The sequence below is a fragment of the Peribacillus sp. P4_D6 genome (assembly GCF_056401795.1).
The window spans coordinates 1-24,254 of the sequence record NZ_JBFUIQ010000006.1; the positions used below are offsets into that span (position 1 = coordinate 1).

Genomic DNA, 24,254 nt, shown 5'->3' on the forward strand with positions numbered 1-24,254 from the left:
GTCCTGATCATACATGGTGAAAAAGATGACAATGTCGCCATAGAACACGCATACCGGCTGGAAAAAAGGTTGAAAATGCATGACAAAGAGGTCGAAAGCTGGTATTTCCCTCAATTCACGCATTTCTTCCCGCCTGCCGTAAACAGAAAAGTAGTCGAAGATTTAACATCTTGGATGAAAAGTAAAACCGAATAATGATAGAATGAAGGATATACTAAGTATATTGGCAAGAGGAGGAGATACACATGGGCATGCCTATGGAGCTAAATACCATGATCGTTACAAAAGGGAACGAAACCCGTGAAGAAGAAAACATTTTTCGGCTGGCGAAAGCTGGTTACAGGTTATACCCTATCGATATTCCAATCGATGTCCGCAAAACGATCCAATCTGATTCAAGCGGAACAGCCGTTATCCAAAAAATTGAATGGACCAGTGAAAAGACCATCATTACGTACCAACTGCTATCACTGAATTCAACTAACTAAATAGACAAGCGCTTGCCGGGAATCGCCTCCGCTGCAAGCGCTTTTTTTGTTTTGGCGGAATTCGACAGATGCACGGAAAATTCGTGAAAAAAATCCGACTCAAGTAAAACGGGATTTTATCAGCGTGAAATCCCTGGTGGATATTCAATCTTCGAAATGATTGTCACGAAAAGAGTGGTAAAATGGTGTAAAGTGCATGAGGCGGGGTGGTTTGATGATTTTGGTGAGTTCTTGTTTAGCGGGCCTTGAGGTAAGATACAATGGTACTCACAGCTTGGATGATGGAATTATGGCATTGATGAGGGAGAAAAAAGCTATAGCGGTTTGTCCTGAATTGCTTGGCGGTTTTTCGACACCGAGGGAACCTGCTGAGATAGTTGGCGGTGAAGGTGGGGATGTCCTTGATGGAAAAGCGAAGATCATTGAAAAGTCGGGCAGGGATGTAACGGAACTGTACATAAAGGGAGCGAATCTCACGTTATTGAAAGCACAGGAGGTAGGGGCGACATTAGTCGTTTTAAAAGAAAATAGTCCATCCTGCGGGAGTGCCACGATTTATAATGGGGAATTCAAGGGGAAGAAGAAGGTCGGGAATGGAGTGACCGCGGCTTTGCTTAGGAGGCATGGGTTCACGGTCATTTCAGAAGAAAGGTTATTCGATTATTTGGATGGAAAATGAGTAATGGCATTTTAGATAGTGCTTTTGAAAGAAGGGGAATACATGGAGGATATCAATCTCTATACTTTGCTATTTTTAGTACTTGCGGGTTTTATTGCCGCATTCATCGATTCCGTAGTGGGCGGGGGCGGGTTAATTTCCATTCCTGCTTTATTGTTCACGGGGATATCGCCTTCAGCGGCACTTGCCACTAACAAGCTGGCGGGTACCATGGGGTCTTTAACGAGTACGATTTCATTCATTCGGGCTGGAAAAGTGGATTTCAATTTCGTCATCAAGCTGTTTCCAATCACCGTGATTGGAGCGGCGTTAGGAGCATACGTTGTACATTTCGTTTCCGCAGAGATATTGAAGCCCCTCATTTTGATCTTGCTGGTCATTGTCGCGATTTATACGTTGGTAAAAAAGGATTGGGGTAAAGATGCAAAATATAAAGGGCTGACAAGGAAGAAAATGATTCTCTTGATAGTCATAATATTTGCGATTGGTTTTTATGATGGCTTTCTTGGACCAGGCACAGGTTCCTTTTTATTATTTTCATTTCTGATCATTGGGTTTGATTTTGTCCAGGCTGCCGGGAATGCAAGAATATTGAATTTTGGAARCAATATTGCCGCACTTATCATTTTTTTATCTATGGGGACCGTCAATTTTGCCTATGGAATCCCGATGGGTCTTGCAATGGTCGCGGGAGCATTGGTAGGAACGAACTTCGCCATAAAGAAAGGTGCTTCCTATGTCCGTATCTTATTCATTTGCGTCACGGTTTTATTGATTGGAAAAAATGCCCTTAATTATTTTCATATTTTTTGATGGAGTGTTCAGCGAATGAATTCCTATTAAAAATGGCCGTGGATACAAGGCGTATTTTCGGCCATTTTTAAACAAGGTCATTCGCTTCTTCAGGTGTTGGGAAATCAGCTTCCCCGTAGGTTTGCAGTACGCCATGAAATACTTCTACATAAAAGGCCAATGCGAATATTGCTGTCCATCAAAAATTAAATAGGGGGTAACTTGATTTTTCATACTAATCCTCCTGTTTCGTGTTGACTATTCATTCGGCAGAATTAAATTTTCTTATCAAAACAAGCTTCGCAGATGAAACTTCCTTCATTTTTTAAATATGCTTTTATTTCAGTCACCCCTTTACGCCTTGGATAACGCATTTTCACAAGAACGACTTCGTCCCCCTTCATTTCTTTACCACATTTAACACAATTGGGATCTTTCCCGAACATTACAGCACCTCCAAGGTAATAGATTGACTTCAATGAAACGCTAAATCTCCCCAAACTATCACATATGTATTTACCATTTACAAATCTAAATTGGACTTTGCTTTAATCCTTCGCTAATGAAAATGGAAGCAGCCGTTTCATAATCTGGCTAAATAGAAAAAGCCTGCCGCTTACGTGACAGGCTTTTCTCTCTATTTTATTTTTTATAATGGAAGGGGGGATTTCACTTCGCAATGCGTTAATAGGATATCGACAATCCGCTTTGAAGCGAATCCATCTCCATATGGGTTGGAAGCTGTCGCCATTTTTTTATAGGTTTCTTCATTTGTAAGTAATTCTGAGGCTAGTTGATAAATCCGTTCTTCCTCAATTCCTGCCAATAAAAGGGTACCGGCATCGATTCCTTCCGGACGTTCTGTTGTATCGCGTAACACAAGGACAGGAACGCCAAGTGAGGGAGCTTCTTCTTGCACCCCTCCGGAATCTGTCAATATGAGATGGGCGTGCGCCGCAAAATTATGGAAATCGAGCACCTCAAGCGGCTCTATTAAGTGAAGCCTTTCCGTTTCACCGAAAATCCGGTAAGCAATTTCACGGACAACCGGGTTTTTATGAAGCGGGAAAACAACTTGGATATCCGTGTAATCTTCAAGCAGCCGTTTGACGGAACGGAATATTTCTTCCATTGGTTTTCCAATATTTTCCCGTCTGTGCGCTGTCATCAATAACATGCGATCTCCATTCAAACCAGATAGAATCGGATGATCATAGTCTTTACTTACTGTTGTTTTCAAAGCATCGATAGCCGTATTGCCAGTAATATGGATACAATCACTCTTTTTATTTTCCGAAATTAGATTCTCTGCCGCCTGATTTGTAGGGGCAAAGTGCAAATCGGCCATGACGCCTGTCAGCTGCCTATTCATCTCTTCAGGATATGGAGAATACTTATTACCAGTCCGCAGACCAGCTTCAACGTGACCAATCTGTATCTTATTATAGAAAGCTGCCAGGCTGGCGATGAAAGTTGTCGTGGTATCCCCATGTACGAGGACGATATCCGGTTTTATGTCTTTCATGAGCGAACTCAATTTTTCAAGCCCTCGAGTTGTAATTTCTTCTAATGTTTGTCTATCCTTCATCATATCCAAATCGTGATCTGGATTTATCTGGAAACATCGCAAGACTTGGTCGAGCATTTCCCTATGCTGGGCGGTGACCACCACGATGGTTTCTATTTCTTCTGGATGCTTTTTCAGTTCCAAAACGACTGGTGCCATTTTGATAGCCTCTGGTCTTGTACCAAATACGGTCATGACCTTAATACGTTGTTTAGGCATGCTCATTTCCTCCCCTTCTGAATGTCTCCCCCATTATAACGGGAAGTTCAGGGGAAATATAAAAACGAAACAATTATTAACAGAATTTTTACAATATTAATAATGACTTTATACTTCTTTAACCTTAAGTTAATATCTGGCATTTACAATATAAAGCAGGAAGTAAGCCAAGCAGAATAGAGGTGATAGGCGAATATGAAAAGCGTCCTGATGATCGTGCAAAACTTTTATCCGGAAATCGGAAGTGCGGGAAATAGAATGAAAAATATATATCTCCATTTAAAAAGAAACGGATTCGAGGTAACGGTCATCACATTGAAGCCGAGTTATCCTAATCAAAGTTTATATCAAGATACAAAGTTTTGGGATGAAGATAGCATTGAAGAAGATGTCATCAGGATTAAGCCGGACAAAGTGAAGAGGTATACAAGCAATATGGGGAAGCGGTTGCTTCATTATCTTGAAGCGATGTGGCTTTTCATTTATACAATCATCCGTCTCGAAAAAAAATATGATTATGTGTTTGCCACGACCCCGCCGATCTTCCCTACATTGGCAGCGTTGATCGCCAAGAAAAAGATGAAGGCGAAACTCATTACCGATGTCAGGGATTTATGGCCGGAATCGTTGATAGGTGTAGGCGTATTTAATAATAAGTGGGTTTTGAAAATCGCTTTCTTCCTGGAAAGGAAGCTATATAGGCATTCAGATTTTATTATCATCAATAGTCCTGGTTTCAGGGATTATATCGTTGCAAAGGGAGTCAAGGAAGAGGCCATCCAATTCATCCCCAATTCGCTTACAGCGGATGAGCTGACGTTAAAGAACTTGCTTACACCCGTATCGGAAAAGGTAATCAAGGTCGTTTATGCGGGGAATATCGGACTGGCCCAGGACTTGAAAAAACTGATAGCCGTCGCTGAAAAGCTAAGAGAACATAAACAAATCGAGTTCTCGATGATTGGATATGGATATCGGATATCCGAAGTGGAGAAGGAGATAAGCTCTAGAGGGCTGACTAATATTAAGATGATTAATGCGATGAATCGAAGAGTGACTCTTCATGAAGTTTCAACGTCTCATATTGCCTATGTGAGCTTGGTTGAAAAAGAAGTCTTCAATAAGGTCCTGCCCGGTAAAATCATCGATTATATGTGTGTCGGAAAACCCATTGTCGGTGATGTGGACGGCAGGGCCAAGAAGATGCTCATAGAGGCGAAATGCGGGTTGGTGGCAGAGAGCAGAAATGTTGATGAAATCTGTCAGCATATATTGACAATGGCCTCAGATCCGGCCCTTCGTGAAGAACTGGGAGAAAACGGTCATCGGTATGCTAAACAACATTTTCAATGGTCTAAAAATATTAAAGGTCTCATCAACGTGATGGAAGCGTCAGGCTGAAAAATCCGGAAGTGGAGGACAACATGGCGAAGAAAGTATGTATGTTCGTGTGGAATCACTTTACGAACGATGCGAGGGTTCTAAGAGAATGCACAGCACTTACAGAAGCGGGTTATGAAGTCGATTTAATTGCCATTCATAACTGGAAAATCGAAGGTTTGGCCAAAAAGGAGAAACACCAAAATGGTTTCTCGGTCACTAGGGTGAATAACCGCTGGGAGGCGCTTAATAAGATTCTCAGGATAGTAGGCAAATTGAAGAAAAAGAAGTTTGAAATCGCCCTATTTGCCTTAGTGATCTGGAATACGTTGTGGAATTTGAACTTGATCAACGGCTGGGTGGGATCGGGAATACTGTTCGGTGCATTTGCACTCCTTGCGCTGGGCACCCTGTTCATCACGAAAACGAAGCTGCCGACACTATTAACGAGGAGCTACATTTTTGGTCAAATGATCTATCATGGCCGGAAAAGGAAATATGATTTCTATCATTCAAATGACTTGAATACGCTCATGCAGGGAGCGATCAGCAGTAAATGGCTGAGAAGGAAAAAGCTGATTTATGACTCGCATGAAGTACAAACGAGCAGAACGGGATATAATAGCCGAATTTACGGGATGATGGAGAAATTCCTATTAATGTTCGTCGATGAAATGATCGCCGAAAACCATACGAGAGCTAAGTATAACGAAGACTTATATGGTCTGTATCCCAAGGTGGTCCATAACTACCCGATTCCAACCAATCCGGAGGAAAGTACGGCCGTGAATTTGCATGAGCTGCTCGATTTACCAGAGAATGAACCGATATTGTTATACCAAGGCGGCGTTCAAATGGGAAGAGGGTTAGAGCAATTGGTTGATGCTGTCCCGATGATCGAGGGCGGAACGGTAGTTTTTATCGGGGATGGAAGGATCAAGGATGAATTAATGAAGAAAGTGAGCGACATGAACCTGGAGCATCGTGTGAAGTTCCTGCCGAAGGTTCCGGTCGACGAGCTGCTCCATTATACAAAAAATGCGTATTTAGGTTTTCAGATATTGAATAATGTCTGCTTTAATCACTACTCCGCTTCTTCAAATAAATTGTTTGAATACATGATGAGCGGTGTGCCAGTGGTTGCCTGCAGCTTTCCTGAAATTCAAAAGGTTGTCGATACGGAAAAAATCGGTGTATGTGTCGATTCGCATGATCCAAAATCAATTGCCGAAGGTGTCAATTACTTATTGAAGCATCCTGAAAAAAGGGCGGAAATGAGCCAAAACTGCCTGAAGGCGCGACAAAAATACAATTGGAAACAAGAGAAGGAAATCTTTATCGAAATCTATCAAACAGCCTAACAAATTTGAGTGCAGCAGAAAAATAGATAGGAGTGGTTTATATGAAACTTTGTACAATCGGACTAGGTTATATAGGACTTCCAACTTCTTTAATGTTTGCGAAATACGGTGTCGATGTTGTCGGCGTGGATATCCATCCTGAAATTATTTCCAATTTGAATAGCGGCAGGCTCCATATCGAAGAACCTGGGTTGGATGAGGTATTAGAAGAAGTGATTGCTTCCAATAAGTTCCGAGCTGCGTTAAGCCCGGAACATGCGGATGTTTTCATCATCGCGGTGCCTACTCCAAATAAAAAGGACATGCACCAATCCTGTGATTTAACACATGTCATGGATGCCACCTCAAACATTCTTCCTTTTATCAAAAAAGGAAATGTCATCATTATCGAATCGACGATAGCGCCAAGAAGCATGGATGATCATATTAAACCGATGATCGAGAGGACGGGCCTTACCATCGGAAAAGACATTTTCCTCGTACATTGTCCGGAACGCGTTTTACCTGGAAGGATTCTTGAAGAGTTGGTTCATAATAACCGTATCGTAGGGGGCATCACCGAAACATGCTCATATAAAGGAAGTCTTGTTTATAAAACCTTCGTTCAAGGGGAGATCATTCAGACCGATGCGAAAACGGCTGAAATGTCCAAGCTGATGGAAAACACCTTCAGGGATGTAAATATCGCCCTTGCGAATGAGCTGACGAAAATCTGTTTCGAGCTGGACATCAATGTTTTGGATGTCATATCGATGGCAAACAAACACCCTCGTGTCAATATACACCAACCAGGACCGGGAGTTGGCGGCCATTGTTTAGCGGTCGATCCGTATTTCGTCGTTGCAAAGGCGCCAGAGTATGCGAGAATCATTAAATTGGCCCGTGATACCAACGTATCGATGCCTTATTACATCGTTAATTCCGTAAGGATGATGCTAGAGGGGATCCGGAAGCCAAAAGTAGCTGTTTTCGGTCTAGCATACAAAGGAAATGTAGATGATATTCGTGAAAGTCCCGCGATTGATGTCGTCAATATCTTGATGGGGATGGAAAACATGGATGTAGCCTTGCATGACCCGCATGTCAAATCTGGAAAGATGCCAGTCGTATCAGTGGAAGACGCTGTAAATGATGCCGACTTGATACTTATCCTGACGGACCATGATGAATTTAAACAGATGGATTATGATAAGCTATCGAATCTCATGAGCAATAAATTAGTTCTGGATACACGCAATTGCATTGATGCAACTAAAACAGATATCCCGGTGGCCAACCTGGGCAATATATATCAATACAAAACGGTGTCCATGAAAAAAGACAGGAATAAAGCGATCATCTAAAAACTTGGACAACATCGATAACGGAATAACGATTAAGGGGGCACTGACTATCACAGTGCCCTTTTTCCACTGAAAAAAAGGACCATGCAAGAACGAGCCCCTTTCAGAACTGGAAACGATCCAGTTGTTTTCAGATCCGCTTCCTGTACGTCAAGCCTCCTCACCGCAAGCATCCTAGCAGAGTCTCTGCTAGCCAATTATTCGAGCACAGCCGCCATATTTCGGGTTATAAGGCAGTAAATTCGACCACAGATGGCGTATTTCGAGCTAAAAGGCAGTGAATTCGACGGTAGACGCGTATTCGTAAGGCAGTAAATTCGAGCGAAGATGGCGTATTTCGAGCTGAAAGGCAGTGAATTCGAGCGCAGCCGCTGTGTTTCGAGCTTCAAGGCAGTTATAATTCGACTACAGATGCCGTATTTCGGGGTACAAGGTAGTAAATTCGACTGAAAGAGCCGTATTTCGTGCTATAAGGAAGTAAATTCGACCACAGATGGCGTATTTCGAGCTGAAAGGCAGTGAATTCGACGGTAGACGTGTATTCGTAAGGCAGTAAATTCGAGCGAAGATGGCGTATTTAGGGTTACTTGGTACTTTATTCGACAGTAGACGAGGTATTTCCCTTTCCATGGCACTTAATAAAGTAATCCATAATCATGGTTCGGGAAGTGACGTTTCTTACCGACAAACTGAAAGGACCAAGCAAGAGCTTGGTCCTTTTGTGTACAATTTATTAAGCTGTCGGGCCGCCAAGTTCTTCGATTTCACTTGGAACGCTTTTGAATTTCTTGAAGTTTGCACGGAATTGTGCGGCAAGGTCTGTTGCTGCTTCTTTATAAGCGGCAGGATCTGCCCAAGTCTTGATTGGTTGAAGCACTTCATCAGGAACACCAGGAACATGAAGCGGGATATCCAAACCGAAGATATCATCTTTGATCGTTTCGATGTTCGCTAATTCACCTTCAAGCGCCGCTTGTACCATTGCACGGGTGTAAGCAAGTTTCATACGGCTTCCAGTTCCGTATGCACCGCCAGTCCATCCTGTGTTGACAAGGTATACCTTTGCATTGTGCTCGTCAATTTTATCACCAAGCATCTCAGCATAGCGTGTAGCAGGAAGCGGTAAGAATGGTGAACCGAAGCAAGTGGAGAATGTAGCTTCCGGTGAAGTTACGCCTCTTTCAGTACCAGCCAATTTACTAGTGTATCCGCTTAGGAAGTGGAACATTGCCTGTTCTTTGGAAAGCTTGCTGATTGGAGGCAGAACGCCTGAAGCATCAGCCGTTAAGAAAATGATTGTATTTGGATGTCCTGCAATACTTGGGTTCACGATGTTATCGATTGCTTGCATTTGGTAAGCAGCACGAGTGTTTTCAGTCAATGAACTGTCGTCATAGTTCGCTTCACGCGTATCCGGATCAACAACAACATTTTCCAATACAGCACCAAAACGGATTGCATCGAAAATTTGCGGTTCTTTTTCACGTGAAAGGTTGATTGTTTTCGCATAGCAGCCGCCTTCGATGTTGAATACGCCGTTAGAAGACCAGCCGTGCTCGTCATCGCCAATCAATTTACGGCTAGTGTCTGCTGATAAAGTTGTTTTGCCCGTACCGGACAGTCCGAAGAATAAAGCGACGTCCCCTTCACGTCCTACGTTGGCAGAGCAATGCATTGGAAGGATTCCAGCCTCTGGAAGTAAGTAGTTCATGATCGAGAAGATCGATTTTTTCATTTCTCCTGCATATTCCGTTCCGCCGATCAGGATCGTACGGCGTTCAAAAGAAACGATGATGAACGTTTCGGATGTAGTTCCGTCCACTTCTGGGTCCGCTTTGAAGTTAGGTGCAGAAACGATCGTGAATTCAGCTTCGTGACCTCTCAGTTCCTCTTCGTTTGGACGGATGAACAAAGTATGGGCGAAAAGGTTATGCCAAGCATATTCATTAACAACACGGATGGGAAGACGTGATGATTCGTCTGCACCAGCGAAACCTTTAAAAACAAAAATCTCTTCTTTTGCTTTTAGGTAGTCAACTACTTTATTATATAGTTTATTGAACACATCTTCGGAAATCGGCCGGTTCACTGGACCCCAATCGATTTTATCTTTAACTGATGCTTCTTCCACGATATATTTATCTTTAGGTGAACGACCAGTATATTTGCCAGTTTCAGCTTTTACCGCGCCGGTTGATGTTAAAACGCCTTCATTTCTGCTTAGTACTTTTTCGACCAATTGAGGAACTGATAGTTGAGTTTGCACATTGTTTCCTGTTAATAATTGGTGTAACTCATTAGAAACATCTACAGAATTCATATATGAGGTACCTTCCTTTGTTTGAGTTTTTAGATTACAATTAGTATAACACATTCATTTAATTAGTCTATACTATTTCTTTTAATTTGTGATTATTTTCAGCTAGCCGCATTAATCATTTTAATCCGGAAGGAACCGAGTCAGGATGATCGCATATACTTTCATGAGGAAAAATTTATTTAAATAGGAAGTAAGTAAACAATATATGTCTAAAGGGAAAGTCAGGATGTCGTTCCTTTTCGATGTTCAATACTTTATTATTAATGGCAATTTACAATATTTCTATTCGTATTTTGCGTTGTAAACCCCACTAGGACTTTGTATCAACATGTTTTTTCAAATGAACGCCATTCTGGGTGGAAATGTTCTTTTTAGAAAAGCATTGACAAATTCCAGCCAGATACGATAATATCTTAAATTGTACGGATTCTCTTATCCCGAGTTGGTGGAGGGACAGGCCCTTTGAAACCCAGCAACCTGCCATATTGAACTTGACTCCAAGATCAATCGCCGAAAATAAAGCGAAGGTCTTCAAGGAATAGTGGTGATGGTGCTAACCTGAGCAAGGTAAAAAACCCTTGAACGATAAGAGTGAAAGGATAGAAGACAGAATTTTAAACCTTTCCTCATTTGCCAGGGAAGGTTTTTGTGTTTTTTATAAGTAATTCTGTGTCTATAGTTGAAACTAATGAGGGAAACGAGTTCCGTAAAAATCAGGCTTATGCCTACAACATACTAACTTCCAAGGAGGAAATATGATGTCAAAGAAACGTCTATTTACTTCTGAATCTGTTACAGAGGGCCATCCGGACAAAATTTGTGATCAGATTTCAGATTCCATTTTAGATGCTATCCTAGCTAAGGATGCAAATGCACGTGTTGCGTGTGAAACTAGTGTAACTACAGGTCTTGTACTTGTTGCTGGTGAAATTACAACGTCTGCTTACGTGGATATCCCGCGTATCGTTCGTGATACGGTTAAAGGAATTGGCTACACACGTGCGAAATACGGTTTCGATGCTGAAACTTGTGCCGTTTTGAGTTCCATTGATGAGCAGTCTGCCGATATCGCAGCTGGAGTCGATAAAGCATTGGAAGCTCGTGAAGGAAACATGTCAGATGAAGAAATCGATGCAATCGGTGCAGGGGACCAAGGTCTTATGTTCGGATTCGCTTGTAATGAAACAGAAGAGCTTATGCCGCTTCCGATTTCATTGGCGCATAAACTTTCATTCCGTTTGACTCAAGTTCGTAAAGATGAAACTCTTGCTTACCTACGCCCTGATGGTAAAACACAGGTAACCGTGGAATATGATGAGAATAACCGTCCTGTACGTGTAGATACAATCGTCATCTCTACACAGCATGATGCAGAAATTACGCTTGAACAAATTCAAGCCGATCTAAAAGAACATGTGATCAAAGCTGTCGTTCCAGCCGAGTTGATCGATGCAGATACTAAGTACTTCATCAACCCGACTGGCCGTTTCGTAATCGGCGGACCTCAAGGGGATGCTGGTCTTACTGGACGTAAAATCATCGTTGATACTTACGGAGGATACGCTCGTCACGGCGGCGGTGCATTCTCTGGTAAGGATGCTACTAAAGTTGACCGTTCTGCTGCATACGCTGCACGTTACGTTGCGAAAAACATCGTGGCAGCCGGCCTTGCCGACAAAGCGGAAGTTCAATTGGCATACGCAATTGGTGTGGCAGAGCCTGTATCGATCTCCATTGATACGTTCGGAACTGGTACAGTTAGCGAAGAAGTCCTTGTTGACCTAGTTCGCGCAAACTTCGACCTTCGTCCAGCTGGTATCATCAAAATGCTTGACCTTCGTCGCCCAATCTACAAACAAACAGCTGCATACGGACACTTCGGCCGTACAGATGTTGATCTTCCATGGGAACGCACGGACAAAGCAGAAACATTAAAAGCTCAAGCGTAATTCATATAAAAAAAGGTGTCCCGTTATTTGCGGGGCACCTTTTTTATGGATTAACTTAGCCGTCTGCGGGAATAATTCAAGAAATCCCAAAGAAATTAAACTTTAAGGGCCATACTCGTGAGCTAGCTCGTGAATTTGGAGCAAATACTCGTGAGTTTCAGCGAAATACTCGTGAATTTGAAGCAAATACTCGTGAGTTGCGTTCACGTACTCGTAATTTTCAGTCAAGTGATCGTGCGTTACTTTATTCGTTCCGCCGTTTTATAGTATTGGCCTTTTTCGGCGTATTCGCGTACGATGCGTTCCATATCCTGACGATCTTCTTCATTGATTTCGCGGATGACTTTAGCTGGACGTCCGAATGCCAACATATTCGGTGGAATGACTTTGCCTTGGGGAACGAGACTGCCGGCACCGATGAAAGCCCCTTCGCCGATTTCGGCTTCATCAAGTACGATCGATCCCATGCCGATTAAAGCTCCTTTGCGGATTTTACAGCTATGTAATATGACCTGATGGCCAATGGTTACTTCATCCTCGATGATCAATGGATTATTTGGGCTTTGGTGCAGGACGCTGTTATCCTGTATACTGACTTTTTTTCCGATGATGGTTGGGGATACATCACCGCGAATGACGGAATTGAACCAGATTGATGTTTCGTCGCCAATTTTGACATCACCTGTGACGACAGCATTTTCAGCAATATAAGCGCTTTCAGCAATTTCAGGTTCTTTGCCTTTATACGGATAAATAATCATTTTCAATCATTTCCTTTCCGAAGTGAATGTTTTTATGTATTATTTTAATATACCGTATGCAAATACACTTGGCTATTTATAATAGCAATGTACAACTTGTTAGATTTCTTTTTTGTCGAAAATCACGAATATGGTTATAATTTATATATATTATTTCAACTATCATGGATCGTACACAACAAGTGAAAAGTGAAAGGGGGATTTCGAATGTGGAAATGGGAGACAGAAGGAGACGCAAAGGGCGTCATTGTCATCATTCATGGGGCAATGGAACATCACGGGCGTTATAAGTGGGTAACACAAATGTGGCTTTCGGCTGGATACCATGTCGTCATGGGCGACCTTCCTGGGCAGGGTATGACTACTCGCGCCTACCGGGGACATATCGATTCCTTTGATGAGTATTTGGACGAAGTGAAAAGCTGGATAGAAGAGGCTTATGAATATTCGTTGCCGGTCTTTTTACTTGGACACAGCATGGGCGGTTTGATTTCGATACGCCTTCTTCAGGAAGAGGAATGGGACATCGCAGGGGTGATTCTTTCTTCTCCTTGCTTGGGCCTCGTGACGAAGCCGCGGAAGTTCCTTACAATGCTCTCGCATGGTTTGAACATCGTTATGCCTCAGTTCAGGGTTGATTCCGGATTGACACCTGAAATGGCGACGAGAAGTGCGGAAATTCGTGAATCGGATAGAAACGATACCTTATATATCACAAAGGTTTCGGTTCGCTGGTATCGCGAGCTTGCACAGGCTATGAAGGATGCTTTTGAAGAGATTCCTGAATTTCAGGATGTTCCGCTTTTGGTGATGCAGGGCGGAGATGACCGAATCGTGAACAAGAAGGCGGTTCGTGAGTGGTTCAATTATAATTTGGCCAGTGAAAAGCAATATAAGGAATGGCCGAAGCTTTATCATGAAATCTTCAATGAACCGGAGCGTGATGATGTATTTCAATATGCGCTGAGTTTTGTTGAAAACCGTTTAAAGATATTAGGGTATGTCGTTTGATTCCGTACATACTTCAGGATAAATGAAAAACTGCCGAAGTTAGCCTTCGGCAGTTTTTTTGGATCAGCCTGCGTTTTTAAGCAATTCGTTCGACTTGATGACCGGTGCCCAGAAAGTAACCGGGTACATAAATTGGTTCAAATGAGGAAGTTCCTTTTTGTTGGATAATGCAGTGGATAGGAGATAAATGGATTTGAAGGTCAAGTCATTGGCGAATAGGTCCAAAAGCGTCGCTTTCATATTCATGATCGCTTCATGGTTTTGGGTGGAAATCATTAAATCTAGCTGTGGCAGGAACTTATCAAAATGATGGTCAAATTGTTTGAGGCCCTCCATGGTTTTTTGTTCTTCTGTCAACGAGTTGAGCGAGCTGACAAAATCCCCGTATTGCTCGCCTGAATCCCTTTTGATTTTTTCAGTCAGTATATCCGTCAGTATTGAAGTAGGCAAATGTTCCATTTTCTGCACCCTCTTATCTATTTTCTATCATTATAATCATTAAAGACGAAAAATTCAAAAAGTTAAGATTGGTAATTCTGCTGCCTGCGAGCTGGGATTGAAAAAACACCGTTCTTATAGAACGGTGTTCAGACTGTAGACAAACTCGATGAAAATCAAGTTTGTCTGCAGTTTTTATGAGGGTTGTAAAATCTCGAACGTCGATTTCCACTCCAGGCACTCGCTTTCCGCGGGCGGTCCGCCATCAGCGCCTGCTGGGTCTCCCTGGACGCGCTTTTCGTGTGGAGTCTTGCACACCCGCTCTAATCAAAATTTAGATAAAACCGCTTTTGTCTACGAATGAACACCGTTCGAATAGAACGGTGCCAGATTTATCATCTCTTTTCAATCGCGACAATGAATGGCGGATTGTTTGCTTGGTTGATGAAACCGTATCTCAGGATATGGGCTTTCTGTTGAGGGAAGTTCTCTACATAATCCATCAATGCATCCCGTTCTGCCGATCCCCCTGGATGACCATGGTATATGACGAGGATGATGATGCCTTCAGGCGCAAGCAATTCGAACAGCTGTTCAATGGCTGATATCGTCGTCGCGGCTTGGGTGATGATTGATTTGTCTCCGCCAGGTAGGTAGCCCAGGTTGAAGATGGCGCCTGTGACCTTTCCGGAATGTTCTTTCCTGATATATTTGCTTAAATGTTCATGCCCATCGTGAATGAGGGTGCAGTGCTCTTGTAAATTCTCGGCGTTCAGTTTTGCCATTGTGGTTTCGATCGCTTCTTTTTGAATATCAAAACTATAGACATGTCCGTCTTTACCTGTAAGTCCTGCAAGAAAGACGGTATCAAAGCCGTTGCCCATCGTGCCATCTATGGTTATATCCCCGTGGCGGACCGCTTTTTCCAGCAGAATCCTGGCGAAAGGCAAAATTCGATCTAGCTTCATGATTGTACCTCCATGTGATGATTTTTCCCCTGCCAGCTGTTGCGGCGTTTCAGTTCGGCGTCAATGGCATTCAGGACATCCCATTTATTGACGCTCCACATTGGACCGATCATCAAATCGATCGGACCGTCACCAGTAATGCGGTGAACGATCATTTCTGGAGGGATTATTTCCAGCTGGTCACATACAAGGCTGACATAATCGTCACGGTCAAGAAACTCGAGCAGACCTTTTTCATATTGTTTGACCATCGGTGTCCCTTTTAATAGATGAAGTAAATGGATCTTTATCCCCTGCACATCGAGTTTGGCGACTTCACGGGCTGTTTCCATCATCATGCCGTAATCTTCCTGAGGCAGGCCATTGATGATATGGGAGCAGACACGGATGCCATGTTTGCGCAGTTTATCGACGCCTTCTTTGTAGCAATCGAAGTCATGGGCGCGGTTGATCATCGTTGCGGTCTTTTCATGGACCGTCTGGAGACCCAGCTCGACCCAAAGGTAAGTGCGTTCGTTCAATTCCGCTAAATACTCGACTACATCATCTGGAAGGCAATCCGGGCGTGTCGCGATGGAGAGTCCGACGACACCTTCCTGGGTCAATACACTTTCATATTTCTCGCGAAGCTCTGCCACGGGTGCATGCGTATTCGTGAATGCTTGGAAATAGGCCATATATTTTCCATCTTTCCATTTGTGGTGCATCCGTTCGCTGATTTTCTTAAACTGGACGTCCAAGGGTTCAACCCTGCTGCCAGCGAAGTCACCAGAGCCTGAGGCACTGCAGAAGGTACAGCCGCCATGTGCGACGGTGCCATCACGGTTCGGACAGTCAAAACCGCCATCCAGGGCAACTTTAAAGACCTTATGTCCAAAATGTTCTCTCAGGTGGTAATTCCATGTATGATATCGTTTGTTGTCCGTTGCATATATAAACGGGTTTGCTTGATTCAAATCAGCAACCTCCTAAATAAAATAAAGCGCAACATATATTATACAACATTCTCGCAGCTAGGTCTTTTTTTGAAAAATAAGCGTATACTGTATACTTGAAGGCTAAATATTTTGCCGCTATTTCCAGTTTATCTTTGAATGACTATATCCAATCGGGAGCTGATGGACATGACCGGTCAAGTTGAAGAAGCGATCAAACAAATGAAAAAGAAATTAGCCGAAAATAATCAGGTGATCGAAGTAAATGAAGATGGGTTCACATACAAAGCCACTTGCACCTTCAATTCACCTGCTTCGGATGAGCAAATTCATTCCTTTGAAAAGAAAACCGGACTGCTTCTGCCTGAGGATTATAAGGAGTTTTTAAAAATAACCAATGGATGCCGTCTGTTCGATAATGTGGAATCAGGCGGGGAAAACGATTTATACAGCTTGGATGATATTATTAATTACACATATGAAAATTCCTACGAGGGATGCTATAAAGTGGCCTGCATTTATCAAGATAATATTGTGATCGATGGGGAAGCCGTCGCCAAAGGCGATAAGGAGTATTTAATGGTAAAAGGCCATATCGATGATTTTGAAGAAGGCGAGAAGCTCCATATGGGCTTTGCCGAATGGATCGAGCAGTTCATTTCCCATCAAGGTGAGAAGTTTTGGGATAAGGGTTGATTGCTCAAAAAAAAATGATAATCCTCCCGTTATTTGCTCAAACTAGAAAAGATGATTCCGAATCATCCAAATGAGACGCGAAGGAGAGGGTTTGAAATGGCAACCAGACAATCCGTCGATCATTTTTTAGAGCAATGTGAAGGGGCTCTCCATTTTGCAGAGTTTGAATGTAACGAGGCCTCACGGCAGGAGCATTATGATGATGAACAATTTCAAAATTCGCAAAGGTATATCGAAGAGGCTTTGACGGATATGGAACGATTGTATGCCAGTTCGAATGACCAGCAACGGGAAATGCTTTCGCGGATGAAGCAGCAGTTGAACGAATTGAGGAATGAAATGATTTTACTGCGACATTAAATGGAAGCAGGGGAGCTATGAATGAATAGCTCCCTTTTTTGCACGAATTTTCCTGATTTCGCATATATAATGAAAAACCTGTCGATAATGTTTATGTACGGCTATTGCAATTATCGGTGAAATTGACTAGAATGAAATAAAATCAATATTCTCATAAAGACTATGATGAGGAATAGTAGCGGTTTAAACCAGTAAAGAGAGTTGACGGGTGGTGCAAGTCAACCTGGGACGGTCGCGAACTCGCCTTGGAGTCCCGGGTGTGAATTAATAAGTAATGCCTGGCGTTTTAATCCATGTTACGGATGTTTTAAGCTGGGCGGATTTTAGCTATCGCCAATGTGGGTGGTACCGCGGGAAGATATACATAATCCTCTCGTCCCTATTTTGGGATGAGGGGTTTTTTATTGTTTTTTAAACGGAAATTAGGAGGAAATCATATGAGTTTTGACCATAGAAGCATAGAAACGAAATGGCAAAAGTATTGGGAAGGCAATAAGACATTCAAAACGGGTGAAGATAGCGGCAAACGCAAATTCTACGCGCTGGATATGTTCCCATATCCTTCAGGGGCCGGTCTTCATGTGGGGCACCCGGAAGGTTATACGGCAAGCGACATCCTGGCACGGATGAAACGGGCACAGGGGTATAATGTATTGCATCCGATCGGGTGGGATGCCTTTGGACTTCCGGCAGAGCAATATGCGATCGATACGGGAAATGATCCAGCTGAATTCACGGAGCACAACATCAACACGTTCCGCCGCCAAATCAAAGCCCTTGGTTTTTCTTATGACTGGGATCGTGAAATAAACACGACAGATCCCGACTATTACAAATGGACGCAATGGATTTTCTTGAAATTATATGAAAAGGGCCTTGCCTATATTGATGAAGTGGCCGTTAACTGGTGTCCGGCACTTGGCACGGTATTGGCGAATGAAGAAGTCATCGATGGGAAAAGTGAGCGTGGAGGCCATCCTGTTGAGCGCCGCCCAATGAAACAGTGGATGCTTCGTATCACGGCGTATGCTGACCGTTTAATCGACGATCTGAATGATGTGGATTGGCCGGAAAACATCAAGGATATGCAGCGTAACTGGATTGGCCGTTCCGAGGGAGCGGAGGTTACATTCAATATCGATGGTTTTGATGAAACATTCACGGTGTTCACGACTCGTCCGGATACGTTATTCGGTGCAACATATGCCGTATTGGCACCTGAACATCCGTTTGTCGATAAAATTACGACAGCTGATCAAAGTGCGGCAGTTGAAGCCTATTTGAATGAAGTGAAACATAAAAGCGACTTGGAAAGAACAGACTTGGCAAAGGATAAATCAGGCGTGTTCACGGGGGCTTATGCGATTAACCCGGTAAATGGCGAAAAAATGCCGATCTGGATTGCCGATTATGTGTTGATCAGCTACGGAACAGGAGCAATCATGGCCGTTCCTGCCCATGATGAGCGAGATTATGAATTCGCAGTAAAGTTCGACTTGCCGATCAAGGAAGTCGTAGCTGGCGGAGACGTGACAAGTGAAGCATATACAGGCGATGGACTTCATGTGAATTCGGAATTCCTTGATGGGTTGAATAAGGAAGATGCCATTTCGACCATGATCAAATGGCTGGAAGAAAAAGAAATCGGCACGAAGAAAATAACATACCGCCTTCGCGACTGGTTATTCAGCCGTCAGCGTTACTGGGGTGAACCGATTCCAATCATCCATTGGGAAGACGGCACGATGTCTCCAGTGAAGGAAGAAGAACTTCCATTGATTTTACCGAAAACTACGGACATCAAGCCTTCGGGTACAGGCGAATCACCACTTGCGAACATATCGGAATGGGTGAATGTAACGGATGAAAACGGACGAAAAGGACGCCGTGAGACGAATACGATGCCACAGTGGGCAGGAAGCAGCTGGTACTTCCTTCGTTATATCGATCCGGATAACAAAGAAGCACTTGCCGATCCTGAAAAATTAAAAGAATGGATGCCGGTCGACATTTATATTGGCGGCGCTGAGCATGCGGTGCTTCACTTGCTTTACGCTCGTTTCTGGCATAAATTCCTGTATGATATCGGTGTCGTGCCAACGAAGGAACCGTTCCAGAACCTATTTAACCAAGGAATGATCCTTGGTGAGAATAATGAAAAAATGAGTAAATCCAAAGGGAACGTCGTGAATCCGGATGATATCGTGGAAAGCCATGGTGCCGATACACTTCGCATGTACGAAATGTTCATGGGGCCATTGGATGCTTCGATTGCCTGGTCCACAAACGGATTGGACGGTTCCCGCAGATTCCTTGACCGTATCTGGCGTTTATTAGTCAACGATGACGGGACGATCACAGATAAGATGACTGAGACGGATGACACGGGCAAGCTCGAAAAAGTCTATCATCAAACGGTTAAAAAAGTGACCGAGAACTATGAGGAATTGAAATTCAATACGGCGATTTCACAATTGATGGTATTCATTAATGATGCTTATAAAACGGATTCGCTTCCTAAGGTGTATATCGAAGGATTCGTAAAGCTGCTTGCACCAGTTGCACCGCATATCGCCGAGGAGCTTTGGTCTAAACTGGGCCATTCCGAGAGCATCACGTACGGAACATGGCCGGCTTTCGACGAAGCGAAGTTAGTGGATAACGAAGTCGAAATCGTCATCCAAATCAACGGAAAAGTCAAAGCGAAATTAATGGTGCCGACTGACACTACGAGAGAAAAACTGGAAGAAATCGCGATGGGTGATGATTCCATCAAAGAACAAATCGATGGGAAAACCATTCGTAAAGTGATTGCCGTACCAGGCAAATTAGTCAATATCGTCGCAAACTAAATAAAAACGATTGGAAGCTGTCCCGCATATTTTTACTGCGGGGACAGCTTTTTTTCGTGGCATTGGCTGATTATAGGAAAAAGGTCATGTTAGGATACTCACCGATTTAACTCTATTAGCGATCAATCTGCCAAATGGACATCTACTATCGTCATGAGAGGAAATCGGAACGTAAATAACTTGCCTAATTGGTTCATGCGAATCATTTTTCAGCTCTTTGGCCAAATAAATCAAGCATTTGACATAAAAAAGGGAAAAAATTGGTTGATAAAATTTTACAGTGTGATAGTTTGGTATAGTACTATATTTTTTTAACCAATTATTGGAGGGAAAACCGTGAAATTTAAGAATGTGAGTCGATTTACGGCGTTTGCACTAATTTTTGCACTGATTTTCAGCTTGATGGTTCCACTGAATTCTCAAGCAGCAGCTGCAGCACCCATTGAAAATGTAAAAACGATTAAAAATGGGGACACCCTGGACGGAAAGTTTGAAAAACCGGATGTTCAATGGTACCAAATCAGTCCCACAACAGAAGAAGTACAAAAGTTCTCCCATATTGAGTTCGAAGTCAATTCGGACAAAATCTTGAATATCTCCGTATATCAAGATAAAGAAAAAGCAGAAAAAGATGAGAGCAATTATATTGTCTCTGCTTATCCTGATGAAAAAGCTGTAGTCGATTTCCCATATGCATGGGAAGGCACATATTATGTTAAAGTTGAATATTTCGGCGATACGGATGATGAGGGAAATCCCATTCCGGATGCGGAAAATGTAGCTGAATACTCCATCAATGCGCATTCAGTAACATTGCCGCCATCTGCCGGGGACGAAGGGGAGGAGCTTGAATCTTGCCCGGTTGAAGTGAGTGTAAACGATAAGAAAACGGGAGAATCCATGTTAAAAACACTCCGCGTGTTTAGAGATGAAGTTCTCACGAAGTCGTCTGAGGGACGCACCCTTTCCTCTTTATACTATAAAGCTTCGCCATTCCTGGCCCTTCACCTGGCTGGTAATAAAACGGCAAGGGAAGCCGTTTATAAACACTTAGTCGAGATTAAGCCGCTTATTGAGGATCTTAATGAAAATGGAGCAAGCAGTACGGCAGTCATTAGCAACAAGCAGCAAGAAGCGATCAAGGCCTTATTCAAAAAGTCGGCAGACGTTGCTCCGGCCGGATTGAAAAAGGATATGGACTCCATTGCAAAGAAAATCAATCTTGATAAGCTTGCAGGTGAGAGGATCGTTGATATCGCAAGCAAAGCGGGAGTCGAACTTCCTGCTTCGAAAAATGTAAAGAACAAATATATCGTCAAACTTAAACCTGGGAAGTCATTAAGCGCTGTCCAATCCAAGATAAGCGGAAAAGGATATGGAACATTATCGGCACCTAAGCAACAAGAGGTTCTGTATGATGATATGTATGTCGTCGAGTTAAAGAATCAAGCTAAAATGAGCACAGCAGCTCTATCCGGTATCGAAAAACTTCCAGAAGTGGAATATATCGAAGCGGTAAAAACGTACAAGGCACTTTCTTCCGACATTCAATCACCGTATCAATGGTCTTTGAATAACGCCGGCGGGGAAGAAGGCGTTAAGGGAGCGGACATCGATAACGAAAAACTGCAGAACCTTATCAAGAAACGCAATTTAAAAGATACGTTGGTAGCGGTTATCGACACAGGTGTCGATGATTCACTTGCGGATCTACAGAGTGTCGTTGAAATGGAGTCAGGTAAGAATTTCATCGATAAGAAAGAAAAAGCAATCGATGACAATGGACATGGTACACATGTATCCGGAATCATCGCTGCCAAAGCGGATAACGGTTATTCCATGCAAGGAATCAATCCGGCAGCTAAAATCATGCCTGTGAAGGTCTTGGACTCTTCAGGATTTGGAGACAATGAGAAAATTGCACTAGGCATTAAATATGCCGTGGATCATGGTGCAAAGGTCATAAACCTTAGCTTGGGCGGAGAATATAGCAGGACGATTGAATATGCCTTGAAACATGCCGCTGCCAAGAATGTAATGGTTGTCGTGGCAAGCGGTAATGATGGGATGGAAGGTCTTTCTTATCCTGCATCATCAAAATACGCCATATCCGTCGGTGCAACCAATGCCCTTGATTTAGTATCCGATTATTCCAATTATGGATCGAAGTTGGACATGGTCGCACCAGGGACAGCCATCCCAAGCCTTGTGCCTAACGGGAATGTTACTTACATGGATGGTACATCAATGGCAGCTCCCCATGTTGCGGCAGCCACAGCCTTATTATTATCCGGAAACCCTGGGTTGAAAGTGAATGAAGTAAGGGAAATCCTTCATGAGACATCGGAATATGTCGCTTTTGAAGAAGAAGATAATGTAGACCCTTATGAGGACTATGTACCGGAAGATGGCGAAATCATCATACCGGAAGAAGAACTTCCTGTCGGAAAAGATTTAGTCTCTGGATACGGAAGATTGAATGCGTACAGTGCACTTAGTACAGTGGACTTGAATGCTAAAGTCAATCTTGTGATGGATACGCAAACAAAACTGACTGGTTCAGCTAAAAAAGGGTCAGTGATCGAAGTGAAAAGCGGAAGCAAAACGCTCGGAAAAGGAACGGCGTCAGCCAACGGAACGTTCAGCGTTACGATTCCGGTCCAAAAAGCTGCGCAGCTGCTTACTGTGAATATCTCTGATTCTTCCAAACTAGCAGTATCTTCAATCAAAGTATTCGTGAATAAGGGTGCAACCCCTAACAAGCCAACTGTCAAAGCTTTAAGTGACAAAGATACGTATGTAACGGGTCAATCGCAAGCGGACATGAAAATCTTGATCAAAAATAGTGCCAAAAAAGTGATTGGTTCAGGTAACACGGACAGCAAAGGGAATTTCAAAGTGAAAATCAGCAAGCAAAAGGCCGGAACTAAACTTTCAGTCACGGCTACAGACTTAGCGAAACGTGAAAGCAAGGCGGCAACCGTGACGGTTCTCGATAAAACAGCCCCGGATGCACCGAAAGTGAATGAAGTAAGCGATAAAGCTACTTCAGTAACTGGTAAAGCGGAAATCGGTTCAACCGTTACCGTGAAGCACAGCAATAAAAACATCGGAACGGCAAAAGCTGATAGTAAGGGGAACTTCTCCATCAAAATCAGCAAGAAAAAAGCAGGGTCCGCATTATACGTCTCAGCAAAAGACAAAGCGGGCAATACAGGAAAAGCTGCAAAAGTAATCGTTAAAGATAAAACGGCTCCAGGAGCACCAAAGGTGAATGAAGTAAACGACAAAGCAACAAAAGTAACAGGTAAAGCGGAAATCGGTTCAACCGTTACCGTGAAACACAGCAATAAAAACATCGGAACGGCAAAAGCTGATAGTAAGGGGAACTTCTCCGTCAAAATCAGCAAGAAAAAAGCAGGGTCCGCATTATACGTCTCAGCAAAAGACAAAGCGGGCAATACAGGAAAAGCAACAAAAGTAACCGTAAAGAAAGCTAAATAGTAACAGGGGAAGGCCGTTTAACTACATGTTAAACGGCCTTTTTTTTGTGAGAAAACGAATGAAAACACCGCTCGATGATATGCGGTGTTTTTGTCATGAGCGTGTCTTGCGCCTGTGCGTTGTCATAGCATGATATCAGATCGGGAGCTTCGTGTTTTAATTCTGAAACCTCATGTACTCGCCGTTCTTACATCATTAATCTGTTCAATAATAAATATCAGGAGGAAATATAATGAAAAAAGGAAGAGTAATAGCATAAGGTATTATTTTAGCTTGCTCAATTGGGTTAGGAACGCTTTCGGTTGAGGCTGGGAATGAGCGTTTGGGGTAACTTCCTGCTTAAATCCAATCTCTTACTATGTGCTAAAAATGTTAACATTAACAGTTTAATGCATTATAAGAATCAAACTTTTATAAATCATTCCTTATTTTAAATGTATATACCTAGGGCGGGATTTTCGAGGGTCCATATATCCGCCGTTTATTTGATGTCCGAGAGAGCTTGCAATGACTACTGCTGCAAAGAGGAGGAGGATTTTCTTCAATTAAATATCTTCTTTCCGTTTTTTATTTTTAAAGAATACACCCAAATGCCTCTTTCTTCAACCGCCTTTTTATGGATGTCGAATTA

General features: G+C 43.0%; 20 protein-coding genes, 1 riboswitch and 1 other annotated feature. Of the genes, 13 read left to right on the forward strand and 7 right to left on the reverse strand.

Annotated features, from left to right (window positions below; translation table 11 throughout):
- The 4 genes from AC1DVB_RS04030 to AC1DVB_RS04045 all read left to right on the forward strand — a co-directional run.
- On the forward strand, positions 1-195 hold a 195-nt coding region (locus AC1DVB_RS04030; protein ID WP_477588243.1), incomplete at its 5' end, for an alpha/beta hydrolase family protein.
- 50 nt (positions 196-245) lie between these two features.
- Positions 246-488, forward strand: coding sequence for a DUF2584 domain-containing protein (locus AC1DVB_RS04035; RefSeq protein WP_034310541.1), 243 nt, complete (start codon positions 246-248; stop codon positions 486-488).
- A gap of 214 nt (positions 489-702) precedes the next feature.
- A complete protein-coding gene (locus tag AC1DVB_RS04040; RefSeq protein ID WP_057279178.1) occupies positions 703-1,167 on the forward strand; it encodes a 2-thiouracil desulfurase family protein in 465 nt (154 codons plus the stop codon).
- 42 nt (positions 1,168-1,209) lie between these two features.
- A complete protein-coding gene (locus AC1DVB_RS04045; RefSeq protein WP_477588245.1) occupies positions 1,210-1,980 on the forward strand; it encodes a sulfite exporter TauE/SafE family protein in 771 nt (256 codons plus the stop codon).
- 254 nt (positions 1,981-2,234) lie between these two features.
- Here the strand turns inward: AC1DVB_RS04045 and AC1DVB_RS04050 are convergent, their stop codons facing one another.
- Together AC1DVB_RS04050 and wecB are read right to left on the reverse strand one after the other, a co-directional pair.
- Positions 2,235-2,405 carry a Fe3+ hydroxamate ABC transporter substrate-binding protein gene (locus tag AC1DVB_RS04050; protein ID WP_230134846.1) on the reverse strand — a complete coding sequence of 57 codons (171 nt, stop codon included), beginning with the start codon at positions 2,403-2,405 and terminating at the stop codon, positions 2,235-2,237.
- A gap of 203 nt (positions 2,406-2,608) precedes the next feature.
- Entirely contained in the window at positions 2,609-3,745 is a 1,137-nt protein-coding gene (wecB, locus tag AC1DVB_RS04055) for a non-hydrolyzing UDP-N-acetylglucosamine 2-epimerase (protein ID WP_477588247.1), read from the reverse strand.
- A 195-nt stretch (positions 3,746-3,940) separates the two neighbouring features.
- Here wecB and AC1DVB_RS04060 point away from each other — a divergent pair, with 195 nt between their 5' ends.
- From AC1DVB_RS04060 to AC1DVB_RS04070, 3 genes are read left to right on the forward strand one after another with little or no spacing between them, the layout of a single operon-like run.
- The gene (locus tag AC1DVB_RS04060; protein WP_063574846.1) at positions 3,941-5,146 is read left to right on the forward strand and encodes a glycosyltransferase family 4 protein; all 1,206 of its coding nucleotides are present in this window, start codon (positions 3,941-3,943) and stop codon (positions 5,144-5,146) included.
- Positions 5,147-5,169: 23 nt separating this feature from the next.
- Positions 5,170-6,486 (forward strand): glycosyltransferase, encoded by a 1,317-nt coding sequence (locus AC1DVB_RS04065; RefSeq protein WP_057279174.1) that lies wholly within the window; start codon positions 5,170-5,172, stop codon positions 6,484-6,486.
- 41 nt (positions 6,487-6,527) lie between these two features.
- A complete protein-coding gene (locus AC1DVB_RS04070; protein ID WP_034310561.1) occupies positions 6,528-7,829 on the forward strand; it encodes a nucleotide sugar dehydrogenase in 1,302 nt (433 codons plus the stop codon).
- 733 nt (positions 7,830-8,562) lie between these two features.
- On the opposite strand, the gene pckA is transcribed toward AC1DVB_RS04070, so the two are convergent.
- The gene (gene pckA, locus AC1DVB_RS04075; RefSeq protein WP_063574849.1) at positions 8,563-10,149 is read right to left on the reverse strand and encodes a phosphoenolpyruvate carboxykinase (ATP); all 1,587 of its coding nucleotides are present in this window, start codon (positions 10,147-10,149) and stop codon (positions 8,563-8,565) included.
- 429 nt (positions 10,150-10,578) lie between these two features.
- A riboswitch (SAM riboswitch) is annotated at positions 10,579-10,741 on the forward strand.
- A 163-nt stretch (positions 10,742-10,904) separates the two neighbouring features.
- On the opposite strand from pckA, the gene metK reads away from it, so the two are divergent.
- On the forward strand, positions 10,905-12,098 hold the full coding sequence (metK, locus tag AC1DVB_RS04080; protein ID WP_048686467.1) for a methionine adenosyltransferase: 1,194 nt from the start codon (positions 10,905-10,907) through the stop codon (positions 12,096-12,098).
- Positions 12,099-12,337: 239 nt separating this feature from the next.
- Here metK and AC1DVB_RS04085 read toward each other — a convergent pair whose 3' ends face one another.
- The gene (locus AC1DVB_RS04085) at positions 12,338-12,856 is read right to left on the reverse strand and encodes a gamma carbonic anhydrase (protein WP_063234974.1); all 519 of its coding nucleotides are present in this window, start codon (positions 12,854-12,856) and stop codon (positions 12,338-12,340) included.
- A 210-nt stretch (positions 12,857-13,066) separates the two neighbouring features.
- On the opposite strand from AC1DVB_RS04085, the gene AC1DVB_RS04090 reads away from it, so the two are divergent.
- Positions 13,067-13,870, forward strand: a complete 804-nt coding sequence (locus AC1DVB_RS04090) for an alpha/beta hydrolase (protein ID WP_034310569.1) — start codon at positions 13,067-13,069, stop codon at positions 13,868-13,870.
- Between the two features lie 63 nt (positions 13,871-13,933).
- On the opposite strand, the gene AC1DVB_RS04095 is transcribed toward AC1DVB_RS04090, so the two are convergent.
- The 3 genes from AC1DVB_RS04095 to mnmL all read right to left on the reverse strand — a co-directional run bounded on the left by AC1DVB_RS04095 (position 13,934) and on the right by mnmL (position 16,232).
- Complete coding sequence (locus AC1DVB_RS04095) at positions 13,934-14,329, reverse strand: hypothetical protein (protein ID WP_057279172.1); 396 nt, start codon at positions 14,327-14,329, stop codon at positions 13,934-13,936.
- A 374-nt stretch (positions 14,330-14,703) separates the two neighbouring features.
- Entirely contained in the window at positions 14,704-15,276 is a 573-nt protein-coding gene (mnmM, locus tag AC1DVB_RS04100) for a tRNA 5-(aminomethyl)-2-thiouridylate-methyltransferase MnmM (protein ID WP_057279171.1), read from the reverse strand.
- Positions 15,273-16,232 (reverse strand): tRNA modification radical SAM protein MnmL/YtqA, encoded by a 960-nt coding sequence (mnmL, locus tag AC1DVB_RS04105; protein ID WP_048686310.1) that lies wholly within the window; start codon positions 16,230-16,232, stop codon positions 15,273-15,275. The genes mnmM and mnmL overlap by 4 nt, the downstream gene beginning before the upstream one ends.
- Positions 16,233-16,400: 168 nt before the next feature.
- Between mnmL and AC1DVB_RS04110 the strand changes: the two genes are divergently transcribed.
- The 4 genes from AC1DVB_RS04110 (at position 16,401) to AC1DVB_RS04125 (ending at position 23,623) form a co-directional block, all read left to right on the forward strand.
- The gene (locus AC1DVB_RS04110) at positions 16,401-16,907 is read left to right on the forward strand and encodes an SMI1/KNR4 family protein (protein WP_052137365.1); all 507 of its coding nucleotides are present in this window, start codon (positions 16,401-16,403) and stop codon (positions 16,905-16,907) included.
- Between the two features lie 96 nt (positions 16,908-17,003).
- Positions 17,004-17,267: a DUF2524 family protein gene (locus AC1DVB_RS04115; protein ID WP_477588251.1), complete on the forward strand. Its 264-nt coding sequence runs from the start codon at positions 17,004-17,006 to the stop codon at positions 17,265-17,267.
- 153 nt (positions 17,268-17,420) lie between these two features.
- Positions 17,421-17,651 (forward strand) — a binding site (T-box leader).
- Positions 17,652-17,704: 53 nt separating this feature from the next.
- On the forward strand, positions 17,705-20,119 hold the full coding sequence (leuS, locus tag AC1DVB_RS04120) for a leucine--tRNA ligase (protein WP_477588253.1): 2,415 nt from the start codon (positions 17,705-17,707) through the stop codon (positions 20,117-20,119).
- Between the two features lie 336 nt (positions 20,120-20,455).
- The gene (locus AC1DVB_RS04125) at positions 20,456-23,623 is read left to right on the forward strand and encodes an Ig-like domain-containing protein (protein WP_477588255.1); all 3,168 of its coding nucleotides are present in this window, start codon (positions 20,456-20,458) and stop codon (positions 23,621-23,623) included.
- Positions 23,624-24,254 lie beyond the last annotated feature (631 nt).

Bases quoted from the DNA above. Each gene is read 5' to 3' on its own strand.
- AC1DVB_RS04035 (WP_034310541.1), top strand. From the start codon at position 246: ATGGGCATGCCTATGGAGCTAAATACCATGATCGTTACAAAAGGGAAC.
- AC1DVB_RS04040 (WP_057279178.1), top strand. From the start codon at position 703: ATGATTTTGGTGAGTTCTTGTTTAGCGGGCCTTGAGGTAAGATACAAT.
- AC1DVB_RS04050 (WP_230134846.1), bottom strand. From the start codon at position 2,405: ATGTTCGGGAAAGATCCCAATTGTGTTAAATGTGGTAAAGAAATGAAG.
- wecB (WP_477588247.1), bottom strand. From the start codon at position 3,745: ATGCCTAAACAACGTATTAAGGTCATGACCGTATTTGGTACAAGACCA.
- AC1DVB_RS04060 (WP_063574846.1), top strand. From the start codon at position 3,941: ATGAAAAGCGTCCTGATGATCGTGCAAAACTTTTATCCGGAAATCGGA.
- AC1DVB_RS04065 (WP_057279174.1), top strand. From the start codon at position 5,170: ATGGCGAAGAAAGTATGTATGTTCGTGTGGAATCACTTTACGAACGAT.
- AC1DVB_RS04070 (WP_034310561.1), top strand. From the start codon at position 6,528: ATGAAACTTTGTACAATCGGACTAGGTTATATAGGACTTCCAACTTCT.
- pckA (WP_063574849.1), bottom strand. From the start codon at position 10,149: ATGAATTCTGTAGATGTTTCTAATGAGTTACACCAATTATTAACAGGA.
- metK (WP_048686467.1), top strand. From the start codon at position 10,905: ATGATGTCAAAGAAACGTCTATTTACTTCTGAATCTGTTACAGAGGGC.
- AC1DVB_RS04090 (WP_034310569.1), top strand. From the start codon at position 13,067: ATGTGGAAATGGGAGACAGAAGGAGACGCAAAGGGCGTCATTGTCATC.
- AC1DVB_RS04095 (WP_057279172.1), bottom strand. From the start codon at position 14,329: ATGGAACATTTGCCTACTTCAATACTGACGGATATACTGACTGAAAAA.
- mnmM (WP_057279171.1), bottom strand. From the start codon at position 15,276: ATGAAGCTAGATCGAATTTTGCCTTTCGCCAGGATTCTGCTGGAAAAA.
- AC1DVB_RS04110 (WP_052137365.1), top strand. From the start codon at position 16,401: ATGACCGGTCAAGTTGAAGAAGCGATCAAACAAATGAAAAAGAAATTA.
- AC1DVB_RS04115 (WP_477588251.1), top strand. From the start codon at position 17,004: ATGGCAACCAGACAATCCGTCGATCATTTTTTAGAGCAATGTGAAGGG.
- leuS (WP_477588253.1), top strand. From the start codon at position 17,705: ATGAGTTTTGACCATAGAAGCATAGAAACGAAATGGCAAAAGTATTGG.